Annotated in this window: 14 protein-coding genes; 10 read left to right on the top strand and 4 right to left on the bottom strand. The window is 55.6% G+C overall.

Features of this window, described 5'->3' with window-relative positions; translation table 11 throughout:
• Positions 1 to 75 precede the first annotated feature (75 nt).
• The 7 genes from G516_RS0116955 (at position 76) to mqo (ending at position 8,305) form a co-directional block, all read left to right on the top strand.
• On the top strand, positions 76 to 735 hold the full coding sequence (locus tag G516_RS0116955; protein ID WP_028294647.1) for a MotA/TolQ/ExbB proton channel family protein: 660 nt from the start codon (positions 76 to 78) through the stop codon (positions 733 to 735).
• Positions 736 to 760: 25 nt separating this feature from the next.
• Positions 761 to 1,174 (top strand): ExbD/TolR family protein, encoded by a 414-nt coding sequence (locus G516_RS0116950; RefSeq protein WP_028294646.1) that lies wholly within the window; start codon positions 761 to 763, stop codon positions 1,172 to 1,174.
• A gap of 24 nt (positions 1,175 to 1,198) precedes the next feature.
• Complete coding sequence (locus tag G516_RS0116945; protein WP_028294645.1) at positions 1,199 to 1,624, top strand: ExbD/TolR family protein; 426 nt, start codon at positions 1,199 to 1,201, stop codon at positions 1,622 to 1,624.
• Positions 1,621 to 2,508, top strand: a complete 888-nt coding sequence (locus G516_RS23065) for an energy transducer TonB (RefSeq protein ID WP_051219550.1) — start codon at positions 1,621 to 1,623, stop codon at positions 2,506 to 2,508. The genes G516_RS0116945 and G516_RS23065 overlap by 4 nt, the downstream gene beginning before the upstream one ends.
• A 618-nt stretch (positions 2,509 to 3,126) precedes the next feature.
• Entirely contained in the window at positions 3,127 to 5,445 is a 2,319-nt protein-coding gene (locus G516_RS0116930) for a TonB-dependent receptor (RefSeq protein WP_156879085.1), read from the top strand.
• Positions 5,446 to 5,625: 180 nt separating this feature from the next.
• Positions 5,626 to 6,303, top strand: coding sequence for a Fe2+-dependent dioxygenase (locus tag G516_RS0116925; RefSeq protein WP_028294642.1), 678 nt, complete (start codon positions 5,626 to 5,628; stop codon positions 6,301 to 6,303).
• Positions 6,304 to 6,823: 520 nt separating this feature from the next.
• Complete coding sequence (gene mqo / locus G516_RS0116920; RefSeq protein WP_028294641.1) at positions 6,824 to 8,305, top strand: malate dehydrogenase (quinone); 1,482 nt, start codon at positions 6,824 to 6,826, stop codon at positions 8,303 to 8,305.
• A gap of 212 nt (positions 8,306 to 8,517) precedes the next feature.
• Here mqo and G516_RS0116915 read toward each other — a convergent pair whose 3' ends face one another.
• The 4 genes from G516_RS0116915 to G516_RS0116900 all read right to left on the bottom strand — a co-directional run bounded on the left by G516_RS0116915 (position 8,518) and on the right by G516_RS0116900 (position 12,318).
• Complete coding sequence (locus G516_RS0116915; protein WP_028294640.1) at positions 8,518 to 8,790, bottom strand: 4a-hydroxytetrahydrobiopterin dehydratase; 273 nt, start codon at positions 8,788 to 8,790, stop codon at positions 8,518 to 8,520.
• 110 nt (positions 8,791 to 8,900) lie between these two features.
• Entirely contained in the window at positions 8,901 to 10,214 is a 1,314-nt protein-coding gene (locus G516_RS0116910; protein WP_028294639.1) for a sodium ion-translocating decarboxylase subunit beta, read from the bottom strand.
• 14 nt (positions 10,215 to 10,228) lie between these two features.
• Positions 10,229 to 12,001, bottom strand: a complete 1,773-nt coding sequence (gene oadA, locus G516_RS0116905) for a sodium-extruding oxaloacetate decarboxylase subunit alpha (protein WP_028294638.1) — start codon at positions 11,999 to 12,001, stop codon at positions 10,229 to 10,231.
• Positions 12,002 to 12,063: 62 nt separating this feature from the next.
• On the bottom strand, positions 12,064 to 12,318 hold the full coding sequence (locus G516_RS0116900; RefSeq protein WP_028294637.1) for an OadG family protein: 255 nt from the start codon (positions 12,316 to 12,318) through the stop codon (positions 12,064 to 12,066).
• A 356-nt stretch (positions 12,319 to 12,674) separates the two neighbouring features.
• Here G516_RS0116900 and G516_RS23060 point away from each other — a divergent pair, with 356 nt between their 5' ends.
• The 3 genes from G516_RS23060 to G516_RS23050 all read left to right on the top strand — a co-directional run bounded on the left by G516_RS23060 (position 12,675) and on the right by G516_RS23050 (position 15,759).
• On the top strand, positions 12,675 to 13,748 hold the full coding sequence (locus G516_RS23060; protein WP_084645166.1) for a tRNA dihydrouridine synthase: 1,074 nt from the start codon (positions 12,675 to 12,677) through the stop codon (positions 13,746 to 13,748).
• A gap of 84 nt (positions 13,749 to 13,832) precedes the next feature.
• Positions 13,833 to 14,321 carry a thiol-disulfide oxidoreductase DCC family protein gene (locus tag G516_RS23055; RefSeq protein ID WP_084645164.1) on the top strand — a complete coding sequence of 163 codons (489 nt, stop codon included), beginning with the start codon at positions 13,833 to 13,835 and terminating at the stop codon, positions 14,319 to 14,321.
• Between the two features lie 13 nt (positions 14,322 to 14,334).
• Positions 14,335 to 15,759, top strand: a complete 1,425-nt coding sequence (locus G516_RS23050) for a DASH family cryptochrome (protein WP_084645162.1) — start codon at positions 14,335 to 14,337, stop codon at positions 15,757 to 15,759.
• Position 15,760 lies beyond the last annotated feature (1 nt).

Raw genomic sequence — 15,760 nt, 5'->3', positions numbered from 1 at the left:
TGACGATTGCAAACAATTACCATCTACATTAGCTTTCGCGGCCTTGATGATACTTATTCTCTTTGAGGGCAAATCATGGACGCTGAAACTTCCCTTCTTCCAGTTCAGGGCGGCCCTGTCGTCACCATCCTGATTCTCCTGTCCGTGGTTGCGACCACCTTTATTCTTGCCAAAGTTTGGCAATTTATCCGTCTTGGTTCAGGTGGCCAGAAAAAGTCCGAACAGGCACTGGCTCTGCTGGAAAAAGGCGATGTGGCGCAAACCCTGATTATGTCCCGTAATCAAAAGTCGCCTTCCCTGAGCCTGATTGCCCACGTTACTGAACTGCGTCAGAAGCAGATGCCAGAAGACGTATTAAAAGAAGAGTCCATGCGCACCGCACGGGTTTCACTGGTAAACCTGGGTAAAGGCCTGCGTCCCATTGAAGTGATTGCCAACGTGGCACCTCTGATCGGCCTGTTCGGTACGGTTCTGGGCATGATCGAAGCCTTCCAGGCAATGGAATCGGCCGGCTCTCAGGTTGACCCAGCGGTGCTGTCTGGCGGTATCTGGCAAGCCCTGCTGACCACCGCCGCCGGTCTGGCCGTTGCGATCCCGGTTTCCATGATTCACAGCGCGCTGGAGCGCAAGGTCGAAATGGAAGGCGCCAACCTGCAAAACGTACACGACCGTCTGTTTGTTATTGGCCATCAGAAGCCACAGCTGAAAACCGCTGCCACTGGCACGGCCAAGTAACTGCACACGCTGACGGAGTAACGCCATGAGCCAGGCGCTGATGCCACCACGGAAAGCCCGCCCGATCAGTCTTACTGCACTGATCGATGTGGTGTTCATTCTGCTGATGTTCTTCATGCTGACCTCCAGTTTCACTCACTGGCGAGCAGTCACACTGGACTCCAAATCGGCCTCGGCCAGTGCCGCCACCGATAACAAGCAGCCACAGCTGCTGGTGCTGCATGAGAGCGGCACGGTGACTTTAGTACAAGACGAGCCACAAGACTACGACAGCCTGAGCGATGCCATCAGCGCCATCCGCAAGGACGAAGCGCTGGTGTTATTGCCGGAACCCAAGGTTGAAGTTGGCACCATTGTGCATGCCATGGAAGACCTCAATCACCATCAGGTTGAATCGGTAACGCTGGGCGAAACCCTGCCGGAAGCCCTCGACAAGTAACGGACCAGCGAGTCGGAACCCATCATGTTTGACAGCAATAGCCTGACCGGCCCCCGCAAGCAGTCCAACAGCGACGACAATATGATCCCGTTGATCAACATTGTTTTCCTGTTGCTGATCTTCTTTATGGTCGCCGGACAAATCCGCGCCATGCCAGACGCCTCATTGGTATTGCCGAAGGCCGAGCTGGCCGAAATTGAGCAGGAAACCCAGCTGCAACTGGAACTGCTGGCCGACGGTCAGCTGCTGCTCGACGGCGTCTTTGTCAGCCCGGACGAACTGGACGAACAACTGCAACAACTGGGCAACCCGGACACCATCAACGTCGCCCTGTTTGCCGATGAACACGCCACTGCCGTAGAGCTGGACAAAGCCATGGCCGTGCTGCGTCGTCATCAATTGCAGTCGGTGCTGTTGCACTCTGAAACCCGGGAGGGCAGCCAGCCATGATTCTGACCAAACGTCATTGGCTTATCGCCGGAGTACTGGCCGTCGGTGTTCACGCAGGTGTTGCTGGCTGGTTGATGTGGTCGCCCAAGGTTGAAGCCACCGGCATGTCCGAAGGGGATGGTGAGTTTGGTCAGCAGGTTGGTCTGGGCAGCCAGGGCGCGTTAGCGGCACAAATGGCCCGGATGAAAAAAGCCGAGCCAGAGCCTGTGGTAGAAGCGGAACCTGAGCCGGAGCCTAAACCCAAGCCCAAACCGAAACCCAAGCCGGTAGAAAAGAAGCTGCCGGAGAAGAAAGAAGTACCCAAGCCAGAGAAAAAACCGGTTCTGGAACTGCCCAAACCGGAAGCCAAACCGGTGCCGGAAAAAACCTACAAGGTAGAGCAAAAACAGCCGCCGAAACCAGAGCCACCACAACCGCCTGAGCCGGAACAACCTGTTGAACCGGTCGAAGAGGTTGAGGAAAAGCCAGCGGTGGCTGAAAAGTTTGAGCAGGCCAATCCGAACGCCCGGGATTCTGTCTCCAGCGAGCAGATGAACAAGCGCACCGGTAACCGTTCCGACCGCGCCAGTGGCGGCAAGCGAGGCAAAGCCAAGAGCTACATTGCTGACCTGAATCGCTGGCTTAACCAACATCAGGAATATCCACCAAAGGCCAAGAAGAAAAAGATCGAAGGCGTGGTGAAACTGCAATTTGCATTTGACCGCGATGGCTACGTACTGAGCTCAAGAGTGTATGAATCCTCTGGCTCGGAGCTGCTCGACCAGGCAGCACTGGACATGCTTCAAAAAGCCAGTCCACTGCCACTGGTCCCGAAAGACTTTTATCCAAAGAAAAAGCGTTTGAGCATGGTGATTCCGGTCGAGTATTCACTGATTACCGACTGACCATCCTGCAAGCCTCACCAGCGAGGCTTGCCTGGGCCCTTCCCGCCCAACCTGAATTGCATTCATCGTCGGTTTTGTACCGGTGATGCTTCCTGCCGCCTTTGGACCGCAGATCCGAGGGCAGCAAGTCGTAAAAAACAACGCAGTGATGCTGACTGCACCCAGTCATCGGCAATGTATCGATGACGCTTCCCATCAACCGGCGGACCGCAGATCCACCGGCTGAGAGAAGCACGCAGCCAGCCAAACTGCCTTCAGTCACCGGCCATGTACCGATGACATTTCCCGCAGCCAATCGGACCGCAGATCCGCTGGCCGTGGGACGCAACGTGGTAATGCTGACTGCAACCAGCCATCGGCAACGTATCGATGGCCGCACCGGGCGTAACGGGACCGCAGATCCTGTGACCGCGCGGTGCACGCAGACGGGCAAAACCGCCCAACGCCATCGTCTGAACGATGAATGGCATCTTGCCCTGACAGGACCGCAGATCCCGTCAGAGCAGGAATAAACGTTGTAACAAGGCCAGCGGCAATGCATCGCTGGCCGCCCAGCCACAACAGGGCCGCAGACCCGGTTGTGGTGTTGAACTACATATACCAATAAAGGGATAACTGATGGAAAACATGAAAAAGAAACCGCTCTCACTGAGAGTGGCGGCCTCGCTCGCTCCGGCGTTGGTGGGTATTCCCTCCATGCTGACAGCCACCACGGCGATGGCGAATGATGATGACCCGATCATGCTGGACACGCTCCAGATCGAAGAACGTACGGTCGATACCAACCCATACGCCGAAGACGGCGCGCCATACAAAGCCAAAACCTCCGGTGACCGTCGTCACCTGAAGCCTCTGGCCGACACCCCACAAACCATCACCGTGCTGACCCAGACCCAAATCCAGGACTCTGGCAAAAGCGACATCAAGGACATCCTTGCAGCGCAACCAGGCATTACCCTGGGTACCGGTGAAAACGGCAACGCCTTCGGTGACCGCTATGTTATCCGTGGCCACGAAGCCCGCTCCGATGTGTTTGTTGATGGCCTGCGCGACACCGGCATGACCACCCGCGAAAGCTTCGCGGTAGAACAGGTTGAAGTAACCAAAGGCCCAAGCTCGACCTTCGCAGGTCGTGGTTCCACTGGCGGTGCGGTAAACAGCATCACCAAACAAGCCAGCACTGAGTACAGCTTCAACAAAATCTCTGCGGGTGTTGGCACCGACAGCTACCGCCGTGCCACCGTCGACAGCAACCTGGCCCTGACCGACACCATTGCGGTTCGTGCCAACCTGCTGCACGCCTATGAAGAAGTGCCAGACCGCGAACCGGCCGACCGCGAGCGTAACGGTGCCGCGGTATCTGCGTCGATCCAGGCCACCGACGAGCTGAAGATCATCGCCGACTACTACCACCTGAGCGCGTTTGACCATGCCGACCTGGGCGCCTACATCGACCGCTCCACGGGCAAGGTGAACGAAGACGTTCCTTCCTACGTGCAGGACGAAGACTTCCTCAAGTCCCGCGTCGACACCTGGACCCTGCGTGGTGAGTACGAGACAGATAACGTCACCATTACCAACGCCATTCGTCACGGCACCACCAACAATGGCTACTTCGTGACTGGCGCTGGCTCAACCTCAGCGTACGACGCCGCCAGTACCGATGACGTTGACGACAGCACCAGCACCTACTCCAGCATCAGCCTGAGCAACCACACCGGCTGGCAGGAAGTGGAATACTTCGTTGATCAGCTGAACGTCTACTTTGACGCCGAGCTGGGTGGCATGGAACACCAGTTCGTTACCGGTCTGGAATACTCCAAACACGACGTACTGAACGGCAGCTACAGCGACAGCCCGTCTGGCGCAACCAACTGTATCGTTTCCGGACGTGGCGGGGTGTCAGGCGGCTACTGTCTGATTGATGCCAACGGCAACGAGGTCGACGACATCAACAGCCTGATAGGCCGCAACATCAGTAAAGGCGACTGGAGTTCCAACTACCAGATCACCACCTGGTCCTTCTACCTGATGGATACCATCGAAGTGAACGACCAGCTGGACGTGTTTGCCGGTATTCGTGCTGACCAGTTCGACTACAGCAACGTTGTGATGGGCCGGGGCTCAAGCACTCCCTCCCGCTATGAATACGACGACACCTTGTGGAATGGCCATTTGGGCATGACCGTTGAGTTCCTCGACAACGCCAACTTCTATGCCACCTGGAGCACCTCCTCCAACATCAATGGCGGTGAATCCGACGTTGGCGGCAACTGTGGCTACGGCGGTCTGTGCGGCGATGCCGACATTGTCGGCGGTAGCAAACCGGAAGACACCACCAACTACGAGATGGGCTTCAAGGTTGAGCTGAACGACGAAAAACTGTTGGCAACGTTGGCGATGTTCCAGGTTGAGAAGAAAAACGTCATGGAACAAGACCGCAATAGCACCGGTTACACTTCCGCTGGCCAGCTCAACACCGGCGCCAACCGCGTCAAGGGTATTGAACTGGGCCTGACCGGTAACCTGACCGACAACCTCAGCACTCAGGCGGGTTACACCCACATGATTTCTGAAGTAACGGACAGCTACGACGAGAGCAACATTGGCGGTCGTCTGGCCAACTTCTCGGACAACTCAGCCTACGTGATGCTGAACTACGCGCTCGACGATTCCCTGTCTGTGGGTGGCGCTATGACCTACGCCAGCGAGTCCTACGTTGGCCAGCCAGACAGCCCGGCCGGTGATCTGTACGTTCCGGCGTACCGCATCTTCGACCTGTTCGCGACCTATGAATTCAGCGAACAGCTGAAGGCCCGTCTGAACGTTGGCAACGTTGCCGATACCAAGTACTACCTGACAGCTTACCGTTCCGGCACCTTCGCCTACATTGGCGATGCCCGTAACAGCCAGCTGACCATCGAATACGAGTTCTGATCGAGCCCGTATCCCGCTCCTTGTTGCTGCAGCGCACGCCACGGCACACGCCACAGCACAAGGAGCACTCCGTTTAGAGTAACAACTTGCCTGCTCGTCAGCGTTCAGATCCGTGCTGACAGCAGGCCTTTTTAGTAGCTGCGCAAGCAATAACCCCGTCACCCGGTCAGGATGGTCATCATGTTACTGGCGATTGAAACTCTGTTTACCACTGAAGAAACCGCCGCCATTCGCCACAGCCTGGCGCAAGGAGTCTGGCAGGATGGCACCACAACCGCCGGCGACATCGCCCGCAACGTGAAGCAAAACCTGCAACTGGACCACAACAGTGACATAGCCAAACAGCTGCAAGCACTGATCGTTGAACGGCTGCAACAACACCCGACTTTTATTTCAGCGGCCCTGCCCGCGCGTTTCTTTCCGCCACGTTTCAACTGTTACCAAAACGGTGGCTTCTACGGTTTGCACGTCGACAACGCCATCATGGGACTCGGCACTGCCGAACAGATCCGTACCGACGTCTCGGCCACCCTGTTCCTCAACAGCCCTGACGCCTACGAAGGCGGCGAACTGCAAATTGAAACCCGCTATGGCCTGCAAAGCGTCAAACTGCCTGAGGGCGATTTGATTGTTTACCCCTCAACATCCCTGCATCAGGTCACTCCAGTGACCTCAGGGCAGCGTCTGGCTTCCTTTATGTGGATGCAAAGCCTGGTGAAGGACCCGGCCGAGCGGGAAATGCTGTTTGAGATGGATCAGTCGATCCAGACATTGGGGGCAAAACTGGGCACCGATCACGACGAAGTGGCCCGACTCGGGCAGCTTTATCACAATCTGTTACGCAAATGGTCGGAATAAGTCATCTTTTCGGCTTATATAGTTAGGATGATATTCACTATTTCGTAACCGAATTGACATTAATAGCATGGTTCCTTAGATTGCACCTGCGGAATACTTTTTGCCCCAGAGTCAAGAAAAGTTACCTTTTTCACCCCATTGTGGCGTATTTTGGGTCAATTTCCGCACAAAGCAGACAAACCAGACCCAAGTAGGCGATGTTTGGTCCAACACTCAACACCCCCGAGTGACGGAATCTTCTACCCCACCTGGTAGTCATCCTCCGGACATCTCCGGACTTCCTAACTGAGCCATACGTTAGTAGAAGTTTTCTACTGCTCGGCTTGTCTGCTGAACAGAGGGTTTGTATAAAGCCCCCCGGTTTCGAATCATCTCAGCTCAATCAGAGTCGCCGTGGTCACCGTGACACGCCCAAACGACCGAGCCTGGATCAAAAGTCCGCGAGATGATGTGGCCCAACGGAAGACGCGACAAAACGCGTGTTCTGACAAAACGACTTAGATCAAAAGGCGAAATCGTAATGACTACTCAACAGGTCGATGTCCTCCTGATCGGCGGCGGTGTGATGAGCGCCACGCTCGGCACCCTGCTGAACAAGCTGGATCCATCCATGAAGCTCACCATGGTTGAACGTTTGGATCACGTTGCGCACGAAAGCACCGATGGTTGGAACAACGCTGGTACGGGCCACGCCGGATACTGCGAACTCAACTACACCCCGGAAGACGCCAATGGCAATGTGACCATTGAGCGGGCGCTGAAAATCAACGCCAACTTCGAGCTCTCCCTGCAACTGTGGAGCACCCTGGTAGAAAATGGCGAACTGCCGGAACCGACCCAGTTCATCAACACCACGCCACACATCAGCTTTGTCTGGGGTGAAAAGAACGTCGCTTTCCTGCGCCAGCGCGCCGAAAAGCTGTCTGCCCACCACCTGTTTGCCGACATGGAATTCAGCGATGATCCGGAAGTCCTGAAACAGTGGATGCCACTGGTGATGGAAGGCCGCGACCCATCCGAACCAGTTGCCGGTACCCGTGTTGCCTACGGCTCCGATGTCGATTTCGGCTCCCTCACCCGCAACCTGGTTAATCGCCTGACCAGTCAGGATGCCCTCGACCTGCGCCTGAACACCGAAGTGGTGGATTTCGAGCGTAACCGCAGCGACAAGCGCTGGACCGTTTCCCTGCGCGACCGCAACAGCGGCAAAACCAGCACCATCGACGCTGGCTTCGTATTCATTGGCGCTGGCGGTGGCTCCCTGCCACTGCTGCAAGCTTCCGGCATTGAAGAAGCCGAAGGCTACGGTGGCTTCCCGGTATCCGGCCAGTGGCTGGTGTGCAAGGACGAGAAAATCGTTTCCCAGCACCACGCCAAGGTTTACGGTAAAGCCGCCATTGGCGCGCCGCCAATGTCCGTACCACACCTGGACACCCGTATTATTAACGGCCAGCCAGCACTGCTGTTTGGCCCATACGCTGGCTTCACCACCAAGTTCCTGAAAAAAGGCTCCAAGCTGGACCTGATCAAGTCCGTCAGCACCGACAACCTGTTCCCGATGATGTCGGTGGGCATGCACAACATGGATCTGACCAAATACCTGATCAGCGAAGTGATGCAGTCACACGACGACCGCGTCAGCACCCTGCGTGGCTACTTCCCGGATTGCAAATCCAGCGACTGGACACTGGCGCACGCCGGCCAGCGCGTACAGGTAATCAAGAAAGACGCCAAGGGCAAAGGCAAGCTGGAATTCGGTACCGAACTGGTTGCCGCTGAAGACGGCTCTCTGGCCGCCCTGCTGGGTGCCTCCCCGGGTGCTTCCGTCGCCGCCTTCGCAATGATCGAAGTACTGGAGAAATGCTTTAGCGAGCGAATGAACAGCGAATGGAAAGAAGGCCTGAAAGCCCTGATTCCATCCTACGGCGAATCCTTGATCGACAACGCCGAGCTGCTCAACCAGGTGCGTGAACGCACCCTCACCACCCTGAAACTGAAGTAAACCCGGTTTTTGGTTGGTATCAAAACGGCGCCTTGTGCGCCGTTTTTTGTGGCCGGCGGTTCACTCCACCGACAGATCAATAAAACCCGCCGGGAGCGCGGGCGGCCCGCCCGCAATGTTGAGTGCCACCCGCTAAGCGCATGTCCTGCCGACAATCCAATAGCTCAATAGAACCTGTAGGAGCAGGCTTGCCTGCGAACACCGGCCTTTCTTCACGACTCCAACATAGCGTTAATCGCCTGCGCCAATCGAACATCCCGCATCGTCAGCGCTTTCTTGTCGTGAGACACCAGCGCAATGCTGACGCGGTTGTAGCTGTTACTCCAATCCGGATGGTGATCCATTTTTTCGCTGACCAGCGCCACCCGGCTCATAAACCCAAAGGCCTCCGAGAAGTCCTTGAACACCAGCTCACGACACAGCTTGCCGTCGATTACCTCCCAGTGGGCCAGCTGGTTAATGTGTTGTTCCAGTGAATCCGCCATTTTGCACTTCCCCCTTTCTTTAACTCTCAAAATAACCTCTGAACCAGACTAACAGGCATAAAAAAACGGCGCACAAGGCGCCGTTCTTTTTGATGCATTGGTAATGACCATCAGGCTCCGAAGAAGCTGATCATCACACCGGCAGCAACCGCCGAGCCAATCACACCGGCCACGTTCGGGCCCATGGCGTGCATCAGCAGGAAGTTCTGGGAGTTGGCTTCCAGACCGACCTTGTTGGATACACGCGCCGCCATCGGTACTGCGGATACACCGGCAGAACCAATCAGCGGGTTGATGGCGTCTTTCGACAGTTTGTTCATCAGCTTGGCCATCAGAACACCAGCAGCAGTACCCACACAGAAGGCAATCAGACCCAGTACAATAATCGCCAGGGTGCTGCCATTCAGGAAGGCATCAGAGCTCATCTTGTAGCCCACAGACAGGCCCAGGAAGATGGTGACCACGTTGATCAGGGCATTCTGGGCAGTATCGCTCAGACGCTCTACCACGCCGGATTCCTTCATCAGGTTACCAAAGCAGAACATACCCAGCAGTGGCGCAGCAGAAGGCAGCAGCAGGGCTACCAGTACCAGTACCGCGATTGGGAAGATGATCTTCTCAAGCTTGGTAACAGTACGCAGCTGATCCATCTTGATGGAACGTTCGGCTTCGCTGGTCAACGCCTTCATGATTGGTGGCTGAATCAGCGGCACCAGAGCCATGTAGGAGTATGCAGCAACCGCGATCGCACCCAGCAGCTCAGGCGCCAGCTTGGAGGCAATAAAGATCGAGGTTGGGCCATCAGCACCACCAATGATACCAATCGCTGCCGCTTGCTGGATGGTGAAGTCCATCAAGCCTGCGTCAGTCAGCAACACGGCACCGGCAACCGTACCGAAAATACCGAACTGGGCAGCAGCACCCAGCAGCAGGGTTTTCGGGTTTGCCAGCAGTGGGCCAAAGTCAGTCATGGCACCTACACCCATGAAGATCAGCAGCGGTGCAACACCACTGGCGATGGTCATGTTGTAGAACACGTACAGCATGCCGCTGTCGAAGCCCAGGGCAGAGCCCAAGGCAACGGCTTTCTTGTACAGCATGCCCTGGGTTTCATAGGCTTCTTTATAGGCCGCAAATACGTCCTGCATACCAGCATCAGCAGCCAGACCAAACAGCTTGCCGAATTCCGCCAGCACGTTGGCATCGCCGGAACGGATCGCCGCTTCCGCAGCAGACCAGCCCAGACCGGCACCCGGGATGTTTACCATCAGGGTACCGACAGCGATAGGCAGCAACAGCAAGGGCTCGAAGCCCTTTTTGATGGCCAGGTAAAGCATACCGAAGGCCACCAGCATCATCAGAGCCTGGCCGCCTTCAATGTGGGCAATACCGGTATCGTTCCAGAGGTTGATTAAGCTTTGCATAAATCAGCCTCCCGTTATGCCAGGGTGTACAGGGTATCGCCAACTTTCACGGCAGAACCTTCAGCAGCGCTTACCGCAGTCACGGTACCAGCGCGTGGTGCACGAACCTCGGTTTCCATCTTCATGGCTTCGAGGATCACAACCACATCGCCTTCGGCAACCTGTTCGCCAGCAGACACCAGTACTTTCCAGATGTTACCGGCCAGCGGTGCAGCAATGGCATCGCCTTCACCGGCTGCCGGAGCAGCGCCCGCCGCCGCGGCTGGTGCGTTACCGCCCAGAGAGGTTGGTGCGCCGTTGATAGCACCCAGCTTGGTGACATCGCCGCCTTCGTCTACCTGCACCACGTATTCGTTGCCGTCTACGGTGATGGTGAAGGTGTCTTCGGCATCGCCCTTAGGCGCTGGCTCGAAGGCATCCGGATTGCCACGGTTCTTGAGGAACTTCGGTGCAATCTGCGGGAACATGGCGTAGGTCAGGGCGTCGTCGATCTTGTCGGCAGCCAGCGTCAGACCTTCGTCCTTGGCCAGCTTCTCAACGTCGGCAATTACCTTGTCCATTTCGTTTTCGATCAGGTCTGCCGGGCGACAGGTAATGGCTTCTTTACCGTCCAGAACGCGGGCTTGCAGCTCAGCATTCATGGCAGCAGGTGCCGCACCGTATTCGCCTTTCAGGATGCCCTGGGTCTCTTTCGAGATGGACTTGTAACGCTCGCCAGTCAGTACGTTCAGTACCGCCTGGGTACCAACGATCTGGGAGGTTGGAGTCACCAGCGGAATGTAACCCAGGTCTTCACGAACGCGAGGAATTTCTTTCAGTACGTCGTCAAACTTGTCAGAAGCACCCTGCTCGCGCAGCTGGTTTTCCATGTTGGTCAGCATGCCACCTGGCACCTGAGCCACCAGAATACGGCTGTCGGTACCTTTCAGGGCACCTTCAAACTTGGCGTACTTCTTACGAACCTGACGGAAGTAAGCGGCAATCTCTTCCAGCAACAGCAGGTCGATACCGGTATCACGCTCGGTGCCAGCCAGTGCTGCAACGATGGATTCGGTAGCCGTGTGGCCGTAGGTCATGGACATGGAGGAAATGGCAGTATCAACGCGGTCAATACCGGCTTCCACAGCCTTCAGGATGGTCATGTCGGACAGACCTGAAGTCGCGTGCGCATGCAGCTGAACTTCGAGGTCAGTCTGGGCTTTCAGGCGGGAAACCAGCTCGAAAGCGTCATAAGGCGTCAGTACACCGGCCATGTCTTTAATGGCGATGGAGTCTGCACCCATGTCTTCAATCTGTTTGGCCAGATCGACCCAGGATTCCAGCGTGTGAACCGGACTGGTGGTGTAAGACAGTGTGCCCTGGGCGTGTTTGCCCTGCTTTTTCACTGCTTTCAGTGCGGTGTCCAGGTTGCGCGGGTCGTTCATGGCGTCAAAAACGCGGAAAACGTCCACACCGTTGGTCGCAGCGCGCTCAACGAACTTTTCAACCACGTCGTCAGCGTAGTGACGATAACCCAACAGGTTCTGACCGCGCAGCAGCATCTGGTGCGGGGTCTTTGGCATGGCTTTCTTGAATTCGCGGATACGGTCCCACGGGTCTTCACCGAGGAAACGGATACATGAGTCAAATGTTGCACCACCCCAGGATTCCAGTGACCAGTAACCTACCTGGTCCAGCTTTTCAGCGATAGGCAGCATGTCGTCAATACGCATGCGGGTCGCCAGAATCGATTGGTGCGCGTCGCGCAATACGACGTCGGTAATTCCGAGTTTTTTAGAATCGGTCATGGATGATGGCCTTTTCCTAGATAACGTTTTTGGAACGCTTCTGATTGTTATGAGTTCGTGCCTTACTTTTGGCGAGCACGATGTTCTTTCACAGCAGCTGACAATACTTTCAGCAATTGTGGATCAACTCCCTGTGGCGCAGCAGCGGCAGGTTTCCTGGCAGGTGCAGGTACTGGCTCTGGTTCAGGGAAATATTTACTCACCAGCTTGGACATGGCTCCGGTAACGAATACCAGCATTGTCAGAAAGACAAATACGGTACCCATACCAAACACCATGAGTTCCAAACCTTGCGTGACGAGTCCTGGCTCAGACATGCAAGCGGCTCCTATAAATAAAATTTTTTATGATGCAAACAGCGGTCCTTCTTCCTTCACAAAATCCATTCATGACAGCTTTGTGACGGTGAAAAACCGAATCAGACTACTTAATAAAATCACCTCAGGCAACTGAGCCGAGTCAAGTCTCATGCGGGTTCGGGGCAATTTCGGCCGGTAGGCCAATAACCCCGTAGTTATTTCCGCTGATTATGTTACCCATAGAATTGAAAAATACTGGAACGAACAAAAAGACATAAAAAGGCTCTGAATACCTATATTTTTTGTCTTGACGCTAAACGACAGAAGTGTGAATTTCCGCGCCCCGTGATTATCAATATTGTGAGATCGAATAAATGCCCCAACCACAATTACCCTTTGGTACCGACAATAATCTCTACATTGCTCTGGCTCCGATGGAAGGATTGATGGATTTTCATTTACGCGAAATCCTTACCTCGGTGGGCGGTATTGATCATTGTGTTACTGAGTTTATTCGCGTTTCCAATACCCTGTTTCCGGAAAAGGTGTTCTATAGATACTGTCCGGAATTACACAATAATGGAAAGACACTTTCCGGAACTCCCGTGCATATTCAACTGCTCGGCAGCGACCCGGAACTGATGGCGGCAAACGCCGCCAAAGCCGCACGCCTCGGGGCTCCCGCCATTGATCTTAACTTCGGCTGCCCGGCCAAAACCGTCAACAAGAGCCAGGGCGGCGCCGTATTACTGCAATACACCGACAAGCTGCACGACATTGCCAGCGCGGTGCGCAAGGCGGTGCCCGAGCACGTGCCGGTAAGCGCCAAAATGCGTCTGGGCTTCCGCGACAAACACATGGCCACAGACAATGCCCAGGCACTGGCCGATGCCGGTATCCAATGGCTGACCGTCCACGCCCGCACCAAGACTGAAGGCTATAAGCCACCCGCCTGGTGGGAATGGATCGAGAAGATCACCGACCTGCTCGACATCCCGGTATTGGCCAACGGTGAAATCTGGACCCCGGAACATGCCCTGCGCTGCCAAACCGTCAGCAACACGCCTTTGTTGATGATAGGACGAGGATTGGTGGCAACGCCCGACCTTGGACTCAGAATTCGGGCTCATAAGGCCAGAATCGACTATCAACCCATGGATTGGCGTGACAATGTGGCCCTTATTCACAAGCTGGCGGCTCGTCTGGAGCATCTGGAAGACAAACAACTGACCGACCGCCTGAAGCAGTGGCTGCACTATTTCTCGATGTTTTCCGTCGACATGAAGCAGCTGTTTGATCAGGTGAAGCGACACCGTACCCGCGAAGACTTTTTTGGTGTGATGGACGACATCATGAATGGCAGCGGTCTGTCCGCAACAACCGCTGACGGTGAAGGGAGCGATAGCCCGCAATTAACCCCGACCTTTAAGGACAACTCCAAAATCTGACGACGAGTTACACAATCCGACTTCAAAAATTGCGCGCCAAACACTAACATATACAAGGTATGTATAAGTTTTGGATAGCTAGCAATGACAAGCGATGCACAACTGACGGTATTCTTTGATGGCAACTGCCCTCTGTGCAGTCGGGAAATGCAGCACCTGCGCAAGCTGGATACCAACGGCCGGATTGCGTTATTCGATCTGGCATCACCAGATGCCGAGGCCTTGCTGGCAGCCCATCACCCTGACATCAATGCGGTCGAGGCCGACCGCATCCTGCACGGTAAAACCCAGGACGGCCGGGTTATCAAAGGGCTCGATGTGACTCATATGGCGTGGTCACTGGTCGGCAAAGGCCATTTGACCGCACCACTGCGTTGGCGCTTCACCGCCCCCATTGCTGACCGCTTCTATCTGCTGTTCGCCGGTCAGCGCCATCGTATATCTGCCCTGCTGACCGGCAACTTCAAAGCTGCCTTCTCACCGAATAGCTGCAACGACGGCTGCCGCATTCCAGCTCGTGATCAAAACGTTCAAGACAAGCGTGGCAATGAACTCCACGCCCGGAATCGGTAACAGGAGCGCCACTATGCAGTTACTTTGGCTTCGCAATGACCTGCGCCTGCACGACCACCCGGGTTTTGAACTGGCTCGCCAGCGTCAGCAACCTCTGGCGGTGGTCTACATTCTGCCGTCCCACTGGTTACAGACCGACAGCCATGGCACCCACCGCCTCAGTGCCGTCAAAGCCAGATTCTTGCGTACCTGCTTGATTCAGTTACACCGGGACCTGTACAAGGAAAACATCCGCCTGACGCTGACCAGCGGCGATCCGGTTGAAGTGTTAACGCAGCTGCATCAACAACATCCCTTTGAACTGCTGACCCATACGGCACAAGCCCCGGAAGAAGCCGACTGGCTGGCGCAATTGCAGCCGCACATGACTATCACCACGTATGAGTCGCAAACGCTGTTCAGTGAAGAACAGTTGGCGCCACTGCTGAATCAGAACAGCTTCCCGGCCAGCTTTTCCGGCTTCCGTAAACAGGTTGAGCGCAAACTGGATATTCAACCGCCGGAGCCAATAGCACCATCCCCCTTGCTGCTGACCGACTGGACGCCCGATGTGCCCGGCAACATTCAATGGCCGGACGACTGGCACTTGCAGCCCCAGCCCGGTTTTAACCGCCTGGGCGGTGAGCAGCCAGGCATCAAATGGCTGAAGGAATACCTCTGGCAACGGCGTGCCATCGATCACTACAAAAGCACCCGTAACCGCCTGACCGGCGATGACTATTCCAGCCAGATCAGTCCCTGGCTGGCGTGGGGCAGTTTGTCGCCACGTTATGTGTGGCAGCAAATCAATGATTACGAGTCGGAATTTGGCAGCTCGGAGCACTCTGGCTGGCTCAAGCAAGAGCTGCTGTGGCGGGAGTTTTTCCATTGGTCGCTGCGCGTGAATCAGCACCGATTCTTCACCTACAGTGGCCTGAAAGCTGGGGAATTGACCAGCCCACCCGCGTTTAACCAATCCAACTGGGACGCCTGGCGTAACGCTTCCACCGGCTTCCCGATGATTGATGCCGGGCTCAACGAGCTGCATCAAAGTGGCTTCGTTTCCAACCGCCTTCGCCAGATTCTGGCGAGCTTTTTTATTCATGAATTACAGCTCGACTGGCGTTTGGGAGCACGTTGGTTTGAACAACACCTGATCGACTTTGACGTCGCCAGCAATTGGGGCAACTGGAGTTACATTGCGGGCAGTGGCCATGATCCACGCAATGGCCGCTACTTTATGCTGAACAAGCAACTGCGCCAGTACGACCCGGAGTTAAGCCACATTCACCTTTGGTTACCGGAGCTGAAGGACTCGACGCTGGAGCACATTTGCCAGCACCAGCAGGGCCAACAACGCCTGAAGGAGTACCCTGCTCCAATCGTCACGGTGAAACACAAAGAGCTGTTTAAAGATCAGTCCAAAAACCTGTCCCAAAAACTGTCAAAGGCACGGTAGG

The organism is Oceanobacter kriegii DSM 6294 (assembly GCF_000422845.1).
Taxonomy (GTDB): domain Bacteria; phylum Pseudomonadota; class Gammaproteobacteria; order Pseudomonadales; family Oceanobacteraceae; genus Oceanobacter; species Oceanobacter kriegii.
The sequence above is the reverse complement of the archived record's forward strand: the minus strand, read 5'-3'. Positions and strand labels throughout refer to the sequence as shown.